We start from the raw sequence: 14,552 nt of genomic DNA on the forward strand, positions 1-14,552 counted from the left end.
CCGCACCACCCGCCGGCCTCACCGGCGGCCGCCGTCGTGGACGGACCCCGGCGCGGGAGCGCAGGGGGTTCCGCCGCCCGGCGCCGCCGCCCCGCACGGTGCGCCGGACGCCAGGGCCGCCGCCGTGGCGAGCAGGCCGGCCGCCAGCGGCGCGGGACTGCGGCGCACGGCCCGCCCCAGCCGGTACAGCCCGCCGCAGCCCGCCCGGACCGGCGGGAAGCGCGGTACGGGGCGGCGGGGAGGCACCTCGGACGGGGGCCCGGGCACCCCGCTGCGGACGCCCGCGTGGCGCGGGGACGCGGGGAACGTGCCGTGGAACGCGGTCATGGGCCGTCACACCACCTGTTCGCGGGAGGAGCCGGTCCGGGAGGCCGGGCCGGGCGGCCGGTGACGACCGCCCCGCCACCGTGGCCCCGATCGAAGGCCCCCGCATCCCCGTCCCCGGAGCCTGTGGACAGACCCGGGGTGTGGACGACCCGCCTCACCCCTGAGGGTGAGGTGTGGGCCTTCCACTTGACAGGCGTCCCCGAAGGGGAGGCTGGAAGGCCTCGCCGTCCGCCCCGGACCCGGAGCCGCCGGTCCCGAGCCCCGAGCCGCCGGCCCAGCCCCGAGCCGCCGGCCCAGCCCCGAGCCGCCGGTCCGAGCCCCGAGCCGCCGGCCCAGCCCCGAGCCGCCGGTCCGAGCTCCGGCCCCGGAGCCCCGCCCCCGGAGCCCCGGGCTCAGAGCCCCAGGCCGGTCTCCAGCCCGTCCAGCGCGTGTGCGCAGATGCAGTCCCGCGCCGACGGCAGGCCCCTGACCACCTCGGCGAGCACCGTCCGCAGCCGCCCGAGGTTCTCCGCGAAGACGGCCAGCACCTCCTCGTGGGTGACGCCCTCCCCGGTCTCCACCCCGGCGTCGAGGTCGGTGACCAGGGCGATCGAGGTGTAGCAGAGGCCCAGCTCGCGGGCGAGCACGGCCTCCGGGTGCCCGGTCATGCCGATCACCGACCAGCCCTGTCCCGCGTACCAGCGCGACTCGGCACGGGTGGAGAAGCGCGGCCCCTCGATGACGACCAGGGTGCCGCCGTCCACCGGCTCCCAGTCCGAGGCGCGGGCCGCCGCGAGCGCGGCCGCCCGGCCGGCGGGGCAGTAGGGGTCGGCGCAGGAGACGTGGACCACCCGCGGGACGGTGCCGTCGGGCAGCGGCACGCCGTCGTAGAAGGTCTGCAGCCGGCCCGAGGTGCGGTCCACGAACTGGTCGGGGACGACGAGCGTCCCCGGGCCGTACTCGGGACGGAGGCCGCCCACCGCGCAGGGGCCCAGGATCTGCCGTGCTCCCAGGGAGCGCAGCGCCCACAGGTTGGCGCGGTAGTTGATGCGGTGCGGCGGCAGGTGGTGGCCGCGCCCGTGGCGGGGGACGAACGCCACCCGGCGCCCGGCCAGCTCGCCCACGAAGAGGGAGTCGCTGGGCGGTCCGTAGGGGGTGTCGACGACCACCTCGGTGACCTCGTCGAGGAAGGCGTAGAAGCCGGAGCCGCCGAGGACGCCCACCTCGACGGGGGCGATGTCCGCGGGGCGCGCCGCGGCTGTGGGGGTGCTGCTGGTGTCCGCCATGGCGGGAAGCCTATCCGGACGGGCCAGGGGCCCCGCACCGCCCCGGAGGGGGTGCGGGGCCTCGGAGTGCCTGCCGCGCGTGCGGTCCCCGGGCGTGCCGGGACCGCCGTGCCGTGCCGCCGCTCAGGCCGCGGAGGTGCTGCCCGCGGAGGAGGCGCCGGACGCCGGGGTGCTGCTCGCGGCGGGCTTGGCCGCCGCCTTGCCGGACCCGCCGGAGTCGCCGGAGGAGGCCGGCGTCGAGGTGGACGCGGAGCTCACCGAGGAGCTCGACGACGAGCGGCTGTCCGTGCGGTAGAAGCCGGAGCCCTTGAAGACCACGCCCACGGCGGAGAAGACCTTCCGAAGGCGGCCCTGGCACTGGGGGCACTCGGTCAGCGCGTCGTCGGTGAACTTCTGCACCGCCTCCAGGCCGCTGCCGCACTCGGTGCACTGGTACTGGTACGTCGGCACTTGCTTCCTCCTGGCACTCTTACCTGGTGAGTGCTAACGACCCTCAATGATGCGGCATTCCCGGCGATCAGTCCAGCGCGGCAGGTGTGAGCTGCGTCGTGCCGGTGCCCGCGGCCCCGGCGCCCGCCCTGCCGGCCGGCCGCCCCCCGGCACCCGTCCCGCGGGCAACCGTGCGGCCCGGCGCCGGTCCCGGCTCCAGCAGCCCGCGCAGCACCAGCAGCACCGCCAGGGCCGCCCCGGTGCCGGCCACCGGCACCAGGAACCCGGCCCGGGCGCCCACCGCGTCGACCAGTTGCCCGGCCGCCGTCGACCCGGCCGCCAGGCCGAGCCCGATGGCGCCGGTCAGCCAGGTGAAGGCCTCCGTCTTGGCGCCGGCCGGCACCAGGGACTCCACCAGCGTGTAGCCGGTGATGAGGTTCGGGGCGACCGTCAGCCCGCAGACCAGGACGCCCGCCGCGAGCGCGGTGAGGTCCGGCAGCGCCCACAGCGCCGAGCAGCCCAGCACCATCGCCAGGTAGGCGGCCGGCATCCGCCGGTGCGGCGGCCGCCGCCACGGCACGGCCCCGTAGAGGACCCCCGCCAGCATGCTGCCGACCGCGAAGACGCCGTAGACGGTCCCGCTCATGCCGGGCCGCCCCGCCTCGCCCGCCGAGGCCGTCACCGACACCTGCACGGCGCCGAAGACCGACCCCACGCCGAGGAAGGCCAGGACCAGCAGCCGCACCCCGGGGACCGCGAGCGCGGAGGCCCGCCGGCCGCCGCCCGCCGGACGCGGGTGCCGGGCGGGCGCGGAGCGGCGCAGCGAGGCGAAGGCGAGGCCGCCCGCGACGGTGAGCGCCGCCTCGGCGGCGAGCCCGGCGGCCGGGGCGACGCCGGTGCACAGCGCGGTGGCGAGCACCGGGCCGACGACGAAGGTGAACTCGTCCGTCACCGACTCGAAGGCGAAGGCGGTGCCCAGCAGCGGGCCGCCGTCCAGCCGCGCCACCCACCGGGCGCGCACCATGGCGCCGATCTGCGGCACGGTCGCGCCCGCGGGGGCGGCGGCGGCGAAGAGCGCCCACACCGGCGCGCGGCCGAGGGCCAGCGAGGTCAGCGCGGCGGTGGACGCGGCGTGCAGCAGCACCCCGGGGACCAGCACCGCGGCCTGCCCGTACCGGTCGGCCAGCCGCCCGGTCTGCGGCCCGGCCAGGGCCTGGGCGACGGCGGCGGTCGCGGCGACGCCGCCCGCGGTGCCGTAGGAGCCGTGCGTGCGGTGCACCAGCAGCACGACGCCCATGGTGAGCATCGCGTAGGGGAGCCGGGCGGCGAACGCGGGGACGAGGAACGCCCAGGCGCCGGGGGTGCGCAGCAGCGCGCCGTAGCCCGTCCTGCCCGCGCCGTCCGGGGTGCCCGCGCCGTCCGCAGGGCCCGCGCCGCCCGTCCTGTCGACCGTTCGGCGAACCGTCACGGTCGGTCCTTCCTGCCGCCTGGTAGTACGCCCCGGACCCGCGCACGGCGAACCCCCGGGGCGCACCGAGAGCCGTCCTCAGGTGCGTCGACCGGGGTAGATACCGGATCCGTCGAGCGGACCGCGGCCGCCGGGCGGTCGCGCCGGCTCTGCATCAGGCGGATGTTGCAGAGTCCAGTCGTGGTCGTACGTCGGGCCATGGTAACGAACCGCCCGGCCGGGCACGGCCGCCGGTCGGCTGCGGAAGCCTGTGAGCTGCGGTCACCGGTCAGATGCGGACGCCGAGCCAGCCCGCCAGCTTGCCGCCCCGGTCCACGGCCCGCAGCCGCCGCTCGGCGGCGTCGCGGACCTGGTCGGTGGTGACCACGAGCAGCTCGTCCCGGGGGGCCAGCACGGTGGTGCGGCCGGGGACGAAGCTCTGCCCGCCCCGGACGACGAGGGTGACGGCCGCCCCGGTCGGCAGCCGCAGCTCGCCGACCTCGACGCCGACCATGCGCGACCCCTCGGGCAGGGCCACCGACAGCAGGTGGCCGTGCAGCTTCTCCAGCGGTGCGGACTCGATGCCGAGGTCGCGGCCGAGGGTGTCGTCGGAGATCCGCAGCCGTGCGGCGACCCAGGGCAGCGTCGGCCCCTGGAGCAGGGTGAAGACGACGACCAGGATGAAGACGACGTTGAACACCCGCCGTGCGCCGGGCACGTCCGCCACCAGCGGGATGGTGGCCAGCACGATGGGCACCGCGCCCCGCAGCCCGGCCCAGCTGAGCAGCGCCTGCTCGCGCCAGGGCGTGCGGAACGGCGCGGTGGACAGCACGACGGACAGCGGCCGGGCGGCGAAGACCAGCACCAGGCCCACCACGAGGGCGGGCACCACCGCGTCGCGCATGGTGTGCGGGGTGACGAGCAGTCCGAGCAGGACGAACATGCCGATCTGGGCGACCCACGCCAGCCCGTCGGCGAAGCCGCGGACCGCGGGGCCGTGCGGCAGCCGGGAGTTGCCGAGGACCACCGCGGCGACGTACACGGCGAGGAAGCCGGAGCCGTGCAGCAGGGCGCCGCCCGCGTACGCGAGGACCACCAGGGCCAGCACCGCGATGGGGTAGAGGCCGGAGGCGGGCAGGGCGACGTGCCGCAGGCCGAGGGCGCCGAGCCGGCCGACGGCGAGGCCGACGGCGAGGCCGATCGCCAGCTCGGCGGCCATGGTGCCGAGCAGGACGTACCAGGGCTCCAGGGGCTCGGTGGTGGCGAAGGCGACGACCAGGATGACCACGGGGGCGTCGTTGAAGCCGGACTCCGCCTCCAGCAGGCCGGTGACCCGCCGGGGGAGCGGGATGCGCCGCAGCACGGAGAAGACCGCCGCGGCGTCGGTGGAGGAGACCACCGCGCCGATGAGCAGCGCGAGCCGCCAGTCCAGGCCGACCAGCCAGTGCGCGCCCGCCGCCGTCACGAGGACGCTGACGCCGACGCCCGCCGTGGCGAGGACGCCGGCGGCGGGCAGGCTGGGGCGTATCGCCTGCCAGGTGGTGCCGAGGCCGCCCTCCGCCAGGATCACCACCAGCGCGGCGTAGCCCAGGACCTGGGTGAGCGCGGCGTCGTCGAAGCGCACGCCCAGTCCGTCCTGCCCCATCGCGACGCCGATGCCGAGGTAGAGCAGCAGGCTGGGCAGGCCGGTGCGGGTGGCCAGCCGGACGGCCGCCATCGCGACGATCATGATGGCCGCGAAGACCAGGAGCAGCAGGTTGAGGCGGTCGACGGTCACGCAGTGGCACCCCGCTGGTTGTCGTGGGTGTGGGCGGAAGGGCACGCCTGGGAAGAGGATCGTTATACAGCCTAACAGTTTACCTTTCCTTGGCGAAGGGAGGAGTGGTCACGCGGGCCCGGTAGCCTCCCTCTGACCCCGCGTGCGTACCGGTCCGACCGCCCCGCCTAGGGTGGCCCCTGTCCGGCACGCCCGGACGGTACGCCGAAGAGGACCTCTGCCAAGGACACAGATGCCCCGCTCGAAGAAGTTCCGGCGCGCCCGCCTGATCGTGATCGTGCTGGTCCTGCTGCTCGTCGCCGGACTCGGCGCCGGCGGCTGGTTCGGCGTGCGGACCGTCCGCGCCTCGTACCCGCAGGTCTCCGGCAGCGTGCCGGTCCCCGGCCTGTCCGGCCCGGTCGACGTGGAGCGCGACGCCCACGGCATCCCCCAGCTCTACGCCGACAGCCCCGAGGACCTCTTCCGCGCCCAGGGCTACGTCCACGCCCAGGACCGCTTCTGGGAGATGGACGTCCGGCGCCACATCACCTCCGGCCGCCTGTCCGAGATGTTCGGCAAGGGCCAGGTGGACACCGACGCCTTCCTGCGCACCATGGGCTGGGCCCGGGTCGCGAGGGCCGAGTACGACACCAAGCTGTCGGCGACGACCAAGAAGTACCTCCAGGCCTATGCGGACGGGGTGAACGCCTGGCTGGCGAAGCACCCCGGCGGTTCCTCCGCCTCCCTGGAGTACACCCTGCTGGGCGCGGTCAACGGCAGCTACACGCCGGAGAAGTGGACGCCGGTGGACTCGGTCGCCTGGCTCAAGGCGATGGCCTGGGACCTCAGCGGCAACATGCAGGACGAGATCGACCGCTCGCTGCTCAGCCAGGACTTCACGGCGGACCAGATCAAGCAGCTGTACCCGGACTACCCGTACCAGCGCAACGGCACCATCCTGAAGACCGGCACCGTCTCCGCCGACGGCCGGTACCTGCCGCCGGGCACCTCCGCCGGGTCGGAGGCCGGGACCGGGACCGGGGGCGCCACCGGGTCGGCCGGCACCGCCCCGGGCGCGGCGCCGACCGGCACCGCCGGGCAGGGCGCCTCCGGGCAGGGCACCTCCGCGACCGGCACCTCCGCCGCCGGCGCCGCGTCCCGCACCCCCCGGACCCGCACCACCCAGGCCCGCGCCGAGGTCTCCGGCCTGCTCACCTCGCTCTCCGGCGCCGCCGACCGCCTGCCGCAGCTCCTCGGCCCCGCCGGCCAGGGCATCGGCTCCAACTCCTGGGTGGTCTCCGGGAGGAGGACCACCACCGGCAAGCCGCTGATGGCCAACGACCCGCACCTCGGCCCCGGCATGCCGTCCGTCTGGTACCAGATGGGCCTGCACTGCCGCTCGGTGGACGCCTCCTGCCCCTTCGACACCGCCGGCTTCACCTTCTCCGGCATGCCCGGCGTCGTGATCGGCCACAACCAGAGCATCTCCTGGGGCTTCACCAACCTCGGACCCGACGTCACCGACCTCTACCTGGAGAAGATCACCGGCCCCGGCACCTACCTCTACGACGGCAGGGACAGGCCCTTCACCGTCCGCCGGGAGGTCATCAAGGTCGCCGGCGGCAAGGACGTCGAGATCACCGTCCGGGAGACCAACAACGGCCCGCTGATCTCGGACCAGAGCGAGTCCGACCAGAAGGTCGGCAAGTACGCCCCCGTCGGCGACGCGGCCCCCGACCGCGGCGTCACCGGCTACGGCGTCGCCCTGAAGTGGACGGCCCTCACCCCCTCCAACACCATGGACGCCGTCTTCGAGCTGGACCGGGCGCAGGACTTCGCCCAGTTCCGCGCCGCGGCGAAGGACTTCGCCGTCCCCGCGCAGAACCTGGTCTACGCCGACACCCGGGGCAACATCGGCTACCAGGCGCCGGGCCTCGTCCCGATCCGCGCCAAGGGCTTCGACGGCACCTACCCGGCCCCGGGCTGGGACCCGGCCTACAGCTGGAAGAAGGACGCCCGGCAGCAGGACGCCTGGATCCCCTTCTCCGCCCTGCCGTGGGCGGAGAACCCGCCGGAGGGCTACATCGTCACCGCCAACCAGGCCGTGGTCGACCCGACGTACCGGTACCGGCTCACCGAGGACTGGGAGTACGGCACCCGCGCCCGGCAGATCACCGACCTGATCGACGGGAAGCTGAGGAACGGCGGCCGGATCTCCCCGGACGACATGCAGGACATGCAGCTGGACAACACCAGCGTCATGGCCCGCACCCTCGTGCCCTACCTGCTGCGGACCCGCGTCGGCGACTCCTACGTCCGCGAGGCCCAGGACCTGCTCAAGGACTGGAACTACCACCAGGACGCCGGTTCGGCCGCCGCCGCCTTCTACAACGGCGTCTGGCGCAACCTGCTGCTGCGCGCCTTCGGCGACAAGTTCCCCGCCGACCTGCGGGCCGAGGGCGACTGCCAGCTCGTCGAGGAGAAGTCCGACCAGAACCTCCCCGACGACGCCGTGGGCGGCAAGCCCAAGCTCGTCCAGGAGTGCGGCACCCGCGAGCCCTCGCAGGCGCAGCCCGACGGCGGCGACCGCTGGACGGAGGTCGTCCGGCAGCAGCTGAAGAACCCGGACAGCCCCTGGTGGGACTACACCGACGTCTACGGCCGGGTCCACCACGGCCGGGACGCGCTGCTGCTCCAGGCCATGACCGACGCCCGCCAGGAGCTCACCTCCAAGCTCAGCAAGGACGTCTCCACCTGGAGCTGGGGCCGCCTGCACACGCTGACCCTCAAGGAGCAGACCCTGGGCAGCGACGACTCCTCCGTCGCCTCCGGGCTGGTGCACCGGCTGCTCAACCGCGGTCCGTACGAGCTGTCCGGCGGCTCCGCCGCGGTGGACGCGGCCGGCTGGAACGCCGCCGCCGGCTACCAGGTGGACTGGATCCCCTCCATGCGGATGGTGGTCGACCTCAGCAACCTCGACGCCTCCCGCTGGATCAACGTCGGGGGGGCCTCCGGCCACGCCTTCCACCCGCACTACAACGACCAGACCGAGCTGTGGAAGGACGGGCAGCTGCTGCCCTGGGCCTTCTCGGCGGACGCGGTGAAGAAGGCCGCCAAGGACCGCCTGGTCCTCACCCGGGGCTGACGGCCCGCCCGCCCGACCCGCCCGACGCCCGTGGGGGCCCTCCGCCGGAGGACCCCCACGGGCGTCCCCGCCCGGTCCCGGGTCAGCCGAAGGCGTGCACGCCCGACGGCGTCACGGCCGCGTCCACCGCCCGGTCGTGCGGTTCGGCCGGCACCTCGTCCAGCACCTCGCCGTCGTACAGCAGCACCACCGCCCGCGCCCGCGACCCGGACGCCGCCAGCCGGGCCAGCACCCGGTCGTAGCTGCCCCCGCCGCGGCCCAGCCGCAGGCCCCGGCGGTCCACCGCCAGCCCCGGCAGCAGGACGGCCCCGGCCCCGCACACGGCCTCCGGGCCCAGCCGCAGCCCGGCGGGCTCCACCAGGCCGCGCCCCGCCGGGAGCAGCCCGTCCGGTCCGTCGTACAGCGCCCAGTCCAGGTCGTCGTCGGGCAGCAGCACGGGCAGCAGCACCCGCACCCCCCGGCCGCGCAGCGCCTCCAGCAGCAGCCGGGTGCCGGGCTCCGTCCCCGCCGAGGCGTAGGCCGCCACCGTCGGCCGCCTTCCTGTCCCCGCCGTCCCCCCGCCGGCCGCGTCCGCCGCGGCCAGCAGCTCCGGCACCCGCTCGGCGAACGCCCGCGCCGCCGCGCCGCGCTCCGCCGCGGGGATCGCGCGGCGGCGAGCCAGCAGCCGTGACCTCAGGGCGGTCTTCTCGTTGTCCATGGATGGTCCGGTGCTCCTCACCGACGTCCGGGCGTCGTCCGGGCCCAGTCTGCCGCGCCGGCCCGTACGCGGGTCCGTGCGCCGGACGGCCGGTCGGCCGGTCGGCCGGTCGGCAGGCCGACCGGTCTGCCGTTTCGGCGGTACGGCTGCGAAGACGGGGTAGGGGCATCACTCTGGTATGAGCACGACAAGATAGGGCGACTCCGGGAGGCGGCGGTATGAGCACGGCAGTGCTGGTCCAGGCCCTGGCGGCACTCAGCGTGCCCGCGTGCGCCGCCTCCGCCGCCCTCGCCGGGACCGCGCTGCGGCTGCGCCGCGGCCAGCGCCGGGCCGCCGCCCGCACCGCCGAGCTCGGGCGCCGGGTGCTGGACCTGGAGTCCGCCCGCGCCGCACTGGAGCGCACTGCCGCCACCGACCCCCTCACCGGCGTGGGGAACTACCGCCACCTGCAGCTCACCCTCGACCGCGAGATCGACCGCCACCTGCGCAGCGGCCGTCCGATGGCGCTGGTCCTGCTCGAGGTGGGCGGCTTCGGGGCGATCAGCGAGGCCCACGGCCACCCCCGCGCCCACGCAGCGCTGCGCGACCTCGCCCAGCGCCTCGCCGTGGAGGTCCGCCGCACCGACACCCTGGGTCGCTACGGCGGCGAGGAGTTCCTGGTGCTGCTGCCGGACACCGGCAGGGAGGGGGCCGCCCAGGTCGCCGAGCGCCTCTGCTGGACGGTGCGCCGCCACCGGCTCCCCCTCCCCGGCGGCCCCGGCGGCGGGGCCCCCGGGGCGGCCCCCGTCCGGACCGCCGACGGCTCCCCGGGCCGGCCCGGCGACCTCTCTGCCGACGGCCTGTCCGCCGACGGCCCTGTCGGCCGTTCCCGGCTGGGCGGCAGCGGTCTCACCGCCGTCGCCGGCGTCGCGGTGCTGCCGGGTGACGGAGATCACGCCGCGACCCTGCTGCGCGCCGCCGACCGGTCCCTCGCCGGGGCCAGACGTGCCCCCGGCGGTCGCAGACGCCCCCTGCCGCCCACTCCGGCGCCGTCCCGGGGGGGTCTCGCGACCACGGACGGGCACACTCTCATCACAAAATCAGACCATGCTCATCTGGGTGTTTCCGCACCTCAGTAGAGTCTCCGCATGACCAACGCCCGCCCTCACATCACCAAGGCCGTGGTGCCCGCCGCCGGAATGGGTACCCGCTTCCTCCCCGCCACCAAGGCGACCCCGAAGGAGATGCTGCCGGTCGTCGACAAACCGGCCATCCAGTACGTGGTCGAGGAGGCGGCGGCCGCCGGCCTCTCCGACGTCCTCATGATCACCGGTCGCAACAAGCGCGCCCTCGAGGACCACTTCGACCGCAACTACGAGCTCGAGGAGCAGCTCACCCGCAAGGGCGACGAGGCCAAACTGGAGCGCGTCCGCGAGTCCAGCACCCTCGCCACCATGCACTACGTCCGCCAGGGCGACCCCAAGGGCCTCGGCCACGCGGTCCTCTGCGCGGAGCAGCACGTGGCGGGCCAGCCCTTCGCCGTCCTGCTCGGCGACGACCTCATCGACCCGCGCGACCCGCTGCTCTCCCGCATGATCGAGGTGCAGCAGGCCCTCGGCGGCTCCGTCGTCGCCCTGATCGAGGTCGACCCCGAGCAGATCCACCTCTACGGCTGCGCCGCGGTCGAGCCCATAGGGTGGCAGGGCTCCGGCGAGGACGGCGAGGTCGTCCGGGTCACCGACCTCGTCGAGAAGCCCGACACCGCCGACGCACCCTCCGGCTACGCCGTGATCGGCCGCTACGTCCTCGACCCGGCCGTCTTCGAGGTGCTGCGCGAGACCGAGCCCGGCCGCGGCGGGGAGATCCAGCTCACCGACGCCCTGCGCACCCTCGCCGCCCGCAGCGCGGACACGGGCGGCGCGGTCCACGGCGTGCTCTTCAAGGGCCGCCGCTACGACACGGGCGACCGCGCCGACTACCTCCGTGCCATCGTCCGGCTGGCGTGCGAGCGTGAGGACCTGGGCCCCGACTTCCGCGCCTGGCTCCGGGAGTTCGCCTCCACCGAGCTGCAGGCGTGACGGGCCCGGCCCGGCCCCCGGTGCGGGGCGGGGCGCGGGGCGCGGCGCGGGGAGCGGCAGGTCCGCGCGGGACGAGGACGAAGGCATGACGGGCGGCGGGAGCGGCGAGGCGATGACAGGGTCCACGGACGGAACGGCAGGCGCGGCGCACGACGGCCCACGGGGCGGGCGGCAGGCGCGGCGGGACCGGACCGACGGACAGGACCAGGCCCCGCACGCCGCTCCCGCCACCCGCATGTGGTCGGTCGACGAGCACCTCGCCGACGTCCTCGCGTCCGTGCGGCCGCTGCCGCCCGTCGAGCTGCCGCTGCTCGACGCCCAGGGCTGCCGGCTCGCCGAGGACGTGGTGGCGGCGGGCGACCTGCCGCCGTTCGACAACAGCTCCATGGACGGCTACGCGGTCCGCAGCGCCGACACCGACGGCGCCACCGACCGCTACCCGTCCGTGCTCTCCGTCGTCGGCGACGTCGCGGCCGGGACCGGGGAGCTCCCGGCGGTCTCCTCCGGCCGGACCGTCCGGATCATGACCGGCGCGCCCCTGCCGCCCGGTGCGGAGGGCGTCGCCCCCGTGGAGTGGACCGACGGCGGCAGCGGCGGCCCGGAGGCCGCCGACCGCATGGCGGCCGGCCTCTCGGCCGAGGTCCAGGTCTTCCGCCCGGTGCCGCCCGGCGCCCACGTGCGCCGCCGCGGCAGCGACGTGGCGGCGGGCGAGACCGTCCTCACCGCGGGCACCGTGCTCGGCCCCACCGGGATCGGCCTGCTGGCCGCCGTGGGCCGCGCCACGGTCCGCGTCTGCCCGCGGCCCCGGGTGGCGGTGCTGTCCACCGGCAGCGAGCTGGTGCCGCCCGGCGAGCCCGTCGGCCCCGGGCAGATCTCCGAGTCCAACAGCTACGCCCTCACCGCCGCCGCCCGCGAGGCCGGCGCGGACGCCCGCCGCGTGGGCGCCGTCCCCGACGACCCCGCCGCGCTGCGGGCGGTCCTGGAGGAGCTGGCGGGCAGCGCCGACCTGGTCGTCACCAGCGGCGGGGTCAGCGTCGGGGCGTACGACGTGGTCAAGCAGGTCCTCGCCGAGTACGGCGAGGTCGACTTCCGGCGGCTGCGGATGCAGCCCGGCAAGCCGCAGGGGTTCGGCCGGATCGGCCCCGGCGCGGGCGTGCCGCTGCTGGCGCTGCCCGGCAACCCGGTGAGCGCCTACGTCTCCTTCGAGCTCTTCGTCCGGCCGGCCATCCGCACCCTCATGGGCGCCGGCCGGGTGCACCGGCCGGTCGTGCGGGCCGTGACCACGGCCGCGCTGCGCTCGCCCGCCGGCCGCCGGCAGTTCCTGCGCGGCAGCTACCGGCCCCCGGCCGACGGCAGCGGCCGGCCGGGCACCGTGACGCCGGTCGGCGGCGCCGGGTCGCACCTGGTGGGCGCCCTCGCGCGGGCCGACTGCCTGATCGTGCTGGACGAGGGGACCACCTCCGCCGAGGCGGGCTCCCTGCTGGACGTGGTCCTGCTGGAGGAGCCCGCGGATTCCGGCGCCGGAGGCCGGGTACGGTAGCGCCCGCACCCCGCGCGGCCCCGCGCGGGGCAGGACAGGCGCCCCACCCCGCAACCGGAGAACCCGTGACCGCGAACCCGCCCGACGGCCGCCCGGCCGACCGCCTCACCCACGTCGACGACGCGGGGGCGGCCCGCATGGTCGACGTCTCGGAGAAGGCCGCCACCGTCCGGACCGCCCGGGCGTCCGGCCGCGTGCTGGTCTCGCCGCGCGTGGTCGAGCTGCTGCGCGGCGAGGGCGTGCCCAAGGGCGACGCCCTCTCGGTGGCGCGGATCGCCGGGATCATGGGCGCCAAGCGCACCCCCGACCTCGTCCCGCTCTGCCACCCCATCGCCGTCTCCGGCGTGGAGGTGGACCTCGCGGTCGCCGACGACGCGGTGGAGATCACCGCCACCGTCCGCACCGCGGACCGCACCGGGGTCGAGATGGAGGCCCTCACCGCGGTCGCGGTGGCCGGGCTCACCGTGGTCGACATGGTCAAGGCCGTCGACCGGGAAGCCGTCATCGACGCGGTCCGGGTCGAGTCCAAGACCGGCGGCCGCAGCGGCGACTGGCACCGCGGCGGCAGCCGGTGAGCGCCGGGCCGGCGGGTACCGGGACGGGCGCCGGGGGGCCCGCGGGCGAGGCGCGGGGGACCGCCGGACGGGCCCTCGCCGTCACCGTCTCCAACCGGGCCTCGGCGGGCGTCTACGCGGACCGGGGCGGCCCGCTGCTCGTCGAGGGCCTCACCGCGATGGGCTTCGCGGCCGACGGCCCCCGGGTCGTCCCCGACGGCGAGCCGGTGGAGGCCGTGCTGCGGGAGGCCGTGGCGGCCGGGTACGACGTGGTGCTCACCACCGGCGGCACCGGCATCTCGCCCACCGACCTCACCCCCGAGATGACCGCCCGGGTGATCGACCGGCCCGTCCCCGGCATCGCCGAGGCGGTCCGGGCGTACGGGCGCGAGAAGGTCCCGACGTCGGTCCTGTCGCGTGGCCTGTCCGGACTGGCCGGACGTACGCTGATCGTCAACCTGCCGGGGTCGACCGGCGGCGTGCGCGACGGCCTGGCCGTCCTCGCGCCGCTCCTCGCGCACGCCGTGGACCAGGTGCGCGGGGGCGACCACCCCCGCCCCGACCGGGACGGGCGGCACCGGCACCACTCCCAGCCCAGGAGCACCCCCTGAACCCCGTCTGGCCCGTGACCCTCGACGAGGGGGACGTCGGCCTGCGGCCGATAAGGGTCCGGGACCAGAAGGCCTGGCGCGAGGTCAGCAGCCGCAACCGGGACTGGCTGCGGCGCTGGGAGGCCACCACGCCGCCGCCCCCGCCCGGCCGGCTCGCCGGGCCCCGGCCGACCTTCCGGCAGATGGTCCGCTACCTGAAGGCGGAGGCCACGGCGGGCCGGATGCTGCCGTTCGTGGTCACGTACCGCGGCCGGCTGGTCGGCCAGCTGACCGTCGGCGGCATCACGTGGGGTTCCATGTGCTCCGCCAACATCGGCTACTGGATCGACCAGGCGGTCGCCGGCCGGGGCATCACGCCCACCGCCGTCGCGCTCGCCGCCGACCACTGCTTCGGCGCCCTCGGACTGCACCGCATCGAGATCTGCATCCGCCCCGAGAACACGCCGAGCCGGCGCGTCGTGGAGAAACTCGGATTCCGCGAGGAGGGGCTCCGCCCCCGCTACCTCCACATCGACGGCGACTGGCGCGACCACCTGGTCTACGCGCTGACCTCGGAGGAGGTGCCGGAGGGCCTGCTGGGCCGCTGGCGGGCCTCCCGTGCGGGCCGACCGGCGAATTGAATAAGCGTTCGAAATCGATCCCGAAGGCCCGCAAAGGGAACGTCATTCCGTCATGCGAGCCCACAAAATAGTCGGAGAATCAGCTTGATCATGCGACACACCGG

Annotated in this window: 13 protein-coding genes; 7 read left to right on the top strand and 6 right to left on the bottom strand. The window is 76.0% G+C overall.

The genetic code is table 11. The features are described from left to right. Positions 1 to 18: 18 nt before the first annotated feature. The 5 genes from ACFY07_RS14625 to ACFY07_RS14645 form a co-directional block, all read right to left on the bottom strand. On the bottom strand, positions 19 to 327 hold the full coding sequence (locus ACFY07_RS14625) for a hypothetical protein (protein WP_390868977.1): 309 nt from the start codon (positions 325 to 327) through the stop codon (positions 19 to 21). A gap of 392 nt (positions 328 to 719) precedes the next feature. After that, positions 720 to 1,592, bottom strand: coding sequence for an S-methyl-5'-thioadenosine phosphorylase (locus ACFY07_RS14630; RefSeq protein WP_390868978.1), 873 nt, complete (start codon positions 1,590 to 1,592; stop codon positions 720 to 722). A 123-nt stretch (positions 1,593 to 1,715) separates the two neighbouring features. After that, positions 1,716 to 2,042, bottom strand: a complete 327-nt coding sequence (locus ACFY07_RS14635; RefSeq protein WP_390868979.1) for an FmdB family zinc ribbon protein — start codon at positions 2,040 to 2,042, stop codon at positions 1,716 to 1,718. 67 nt (positions 2,043 to 2,109) lie between these two features. Next, positions 2,110 to 3,393, bottom strand: a complete 1,284-nt coding sequence (locus ACFY07_RS14640; protein WP_390869109.1) for an MFS transporter — start codon at positions 3,391 to 3,393, stop codon at positions 2,110 to 2,112. Positions 3,394 to 3,757: 364 nt separating this feature from the next. Beyond that, positions 3,758 to 5,197, bottom strand: a complete 1,440-nt coding sequence (locus tag ACFY07_RS14645; protein WP_390869110.1) for a potassium/proton antiporter — start codon at positions 5,195 to 5,197, stop codon at positions 3,758 to 3,760. Between the two features lie 280 nt (positions 5,198 to 5,477). On the opposite strand from ACFY07_RS14645, the gene ACFY07_RS14650 reads away from it, so the two are divergent. Beyond that, positions 5,478 to 8,369: a penicillin acylase family protein gene (locus ACFY07_RS14650; RefSeq protein WP_390868980.1), complete on the top strand. Its 2,892-nt coding sequence runs from the start codon at positions 5,478 to 5,480 to the stop codon at positions 8,367 to 8,369. 82 nt (positions 8,370 to 8,451) lie between these two features. On the opposite strand, the gene ACFY07_RS14655 is transcribed toward ACFY07_RS14650, so the two are convergent. Continuing rightward, positions 8,452 to 9,066, bottom strand: coding sequence for a 5-formyltetrahydrofolate cyclo-ligase (locus ACFY07_RS14655; protein WP_390868981.1), 615 nt, complete (start codon positions 9,064 to 9,066; stop codon positions 8,452 to 8,454). A gap of 218 nt (positions 9,067 to 9,284) precedes the next feature. On the opposite strand from ACFY07_RS14655, the gene ACFY07_RS14660 reads away from it, so the two are divergent. The 6 genes from ACFY07_RS14660 to ACFY07_RS14685 all read left to right on the top strand — a co-directional run bounded on the left by ACFY07_RS14660 (position 9,285) and on the right by ACFY07_RS14685 (position 14,448). Continuing rightward, complete coding sequence (locus ACFY07_RS14660; protein WP_390868982.1) at positions 9,285 to 10,184, top strand: GGDEF domain-containing protein; 900 nt, start codon at positions 9,285 to 9,287, stop codon at positions 10,182 to 10,184. A gap of 9 nt (positions 10,185 to 10,193) precedes the next feature. Next, positions 10,194 to 11,123 (top strand): UTP--glucose-1-phosphate uridylyltransferase, encoded by a 930-nt coding sequence (locus ACFY07_RS14665; protein WP_390868983.1) that lies wholly within the window; start codon positions 10,194 to 10,196, stop codon positions 11,121 to 11,123. 112 nt (positions 11,124 to 11,235) lie between these two features. After that, positions 11,236 to 12,663 (top strand): gephyrin-like molybdotransferase Glp, encoded by a 1,428-nt coding sequence (glp, locus tag ACFY07_RS14670; RefSeq protein WP_390868984.1) that lies wholly within the window; start codon positions 11,236 to 11,238, stop codon positions 12,661 to 12,663. Between the two features lie 137 nt (positions 12,664 to 12,800). After that, positions 12,801 to 13,238, top strand: a complete 438-nt coding sequence (gene moaC / locus ACFY07_RS14675) for a cyclic pyranopterin monophosphate synthase MoaC (RefSeq protein WP_230653274.1) — start codon at positions 12,801 to 12,803, stop codon at positions 13,236 to 13,238. Continuing rightward, a complete protein-coding gene (locus ACFY07_RS14680; RefSeq protein WP_390868986.1) occupies positions 13,235 to 13,828 on the top strand; it encodes a molybdenum cofactor biosynthesis protein B in 594 nt (197 codons plus the stop codon). Before moaC ends, ACFY07_RS14680 begins: the two co-directional genes overlap by 4 nt. 14 nt (positions 13,829 to 13,842) lie before the next feature. Beyond that, positions 13,843 to 14,448 carry a GNAT family N-acetyltransferase gene (locus ACFY07_RS14685; RefSeq protein WP_374228184.1) on the top strand — a complete coding sequence of 202 codons (606 nt, stop codon included), beginning with the start codon at positions 13,843 to 13,845 and terminating at the stop codon, positions 14,446 to 14,448. The last annotated feature ends 104 nt before the right edge of the window (positions 14,449 to 14,552 follow it).

It is taken from the genome of Streptomyces sp. NPDC001380, from assembly GCF_042895785.1.
Lineage (GTDB): Bacteria > Actinomycetota > Actinomycetes > Streptomycetales > Streptomycetaceae > Peterkaempfera.

Bases quoted from the DNA above. Each gene is read 5' to 3' on its own strand.
- ACFY07_RS14625 (WP_390868977.1), bottom strand. From the start codon at position 327: ATGACCGCGTTCCACGGCACGTTCCCCGCGTCCCCGCGCCACGCGGGC.
- ACFY07_RS14630 (WP_390868978.1), bottom strand. From the start codon at position 1,592: ATGGCGGACACCAGCAGCACCCCCACAGCCGCGGCGCGCCCCGCGGAC.
- ACFY07_RS14645 (WP_390869110.1), bottom strand. From the start codon at position 5,197: ATGATCGTCGCGATGGCGGCCGTCCGGCTGGCCACCCGCACCGGCCTG.
- ACFY07_RS14650 (WP_390868980.1), top strand. From the start codon at position 5,478: ATGCCCCGCTCGAAGAAGTTCCGGCGCGCCCGCCTGATCGTGATCGTG.
- ACFY07_RS14655 (WP_390868981.1), bottom strand. From the start codon at position 9,066: ATGGACAACGAGAAGACCGCCCTGAGGTCACGGCTGCTGGCTCGCCGC.
- ACFY07_RS14660 (WP_390868982.1), top strand. From the start codon at position 9,285: ATGAGCACGGCAGTGCTGGTCCAGGCCCTGGCGGCACTCAGCGTGCCC.
- ACFY07_RS14665 (WP_390868983.1), top strand. From the start codon at position 10,194: ATGACCAACGCCCGCCCTCACATCACCAAGGCCGTGGTGCCCGCCGCC.
- glp (WP_390868984.1), top strand. From the start codon at position 11,236: ATGACAGGGTCCACGGACGGAACGGCAGGCGCGGCGCACGACGGCCCA.
- moaC (WP_230653274.1), top strand. From the start codon at position 12,801: ATGGTCGACGTCTCGGAGAAGGCCGCCACCGTCCGGACCGCCCGGGCG.